This window comes from Mesorhizobium sp. M7A.F.Ca.CA.002.05.1.1, assembly GCF_003998335.1.
Lineage (GTDB): Bacteria > Pseudomonadota > Alphaproteobacteria > Rhizobiales > Rhizobiaceae > Mesorhizobium.
Genome location: NZ_RZQI01001297.1, coordinates 1 through 1165, shown reverse-complemented (window position 1 = coordinate 1165; position 1165 = coordinate 1). Strand labels below are relative to the sequence as shown.

1 protein-coding gene is annotated in these 1165 nt (G+C 64.5%); it reads right to left on the bottom strand.

What is annotated here, in order from left to right; translation table 11 throughout:
* Positions 1-132: 132 nt before the first annotated feature.
* Positions 133-1165, bottom strand: a 1033-nt coding sequence (locus EN939_RS35015; protein WP_206528436.1) for a translocation/assembly module TamB domain-containing protein, incomplete at its 5' end; no start/stop codon positions are given.

The window sequence follows — 1165 nt, the reverse complement described above, 5'->3', positions numbered from 1 at the left end:
GTCTTGGCGCAAATTTGCTACTGTCCGACGGATTCTTCTGGAATCTCGGTAGTCGATTAAACTGAGACATTTACTCCAGCCCGGACAGCGCCAGAATCGATCCATCATGAGGCCAAAAGTCCTGCCGAACTATCAGTATTCCTTCTCGTAGAAGATGCCGCCCTTGGCTTCGCCGGCATCGTTGGCCTCGCCGCGCAGCTTGACGCCGCGCCCGACATTGAGGTCGATCGTAGCCTTGCCCGAGCCCGGCTTGTCGCCTTTCTGGATCGTGACATAGGTGCGGTCGTTGAGGTATTTGCCCGCCGAAACCGCCGTGCCGCCCTGGTCGTCGGTGGTGACGTCGAGGTCGTCGACACCAATGGCGCTGCGCAGGTTTTCGAGCAGCGACGTCGAGCCGCCGACGCCGGCCAGTTGCCCGGCGGCCTCGGCCAACTGGGCGATCTGCAGCGGCGACAGATTCGACATCGAGCGGCCGAAGATCAATTGCGCCAGCACCTCGTCCTCGGGCAGCGCCGGCACCGAGGAGAAGGTGAACTTCGGATTGGTCGCCTCGCCCGACACCACGATGGTGACGGTGGCGCCGGTCGTCGTCGTGGTCGCCGTCAAATTGAGATAGGGCACCAGCGAGCCGGAAAATCCGACCGTGCCTTCGGTGAAGGTCAGCCGCTTGCCGAGGATCGACAGCCGTCCGCGCTGCAGGGTGAAGGTGCCGACCGCTTGCGGCGACGAGGCCGGGCCGGTCAGCTTCAGCGAGCCGCCAAGTTCGGCATCGACGCCCCTGCCCTGGATGAAGATCTGGTTCGGCGCGTTGACCGTGACATCGAGTGCAAGGCCGCTACCGCCGCCCTTGCCGCTGGTCGTCGGCGGCCGCAGCGCCTTGTCCTGTGCCTTGACCGCACCTGGCGCGTTCTTGTGCTTGACGTCGAGCGCTGCCAGCGAGCCCGGCAATTTGTCCGGAACGGTGATCACCGTCTTGGCGAGATTGACGGTGCCGGCAATGACCGGTGCGGAGGTCAGCGGTCCCTTGATCGTCAGGTCGCCGCCGAGATTGGCGGTCACCACCCTTCCGTCCGTATAGCGGCCGTCGACCAGCTTGATCGACAAATCGGCCGGAAAACCCTGCGCCGGGTTGATGCCGACCGTGCCGCTGGCCGACAGGCTGCCG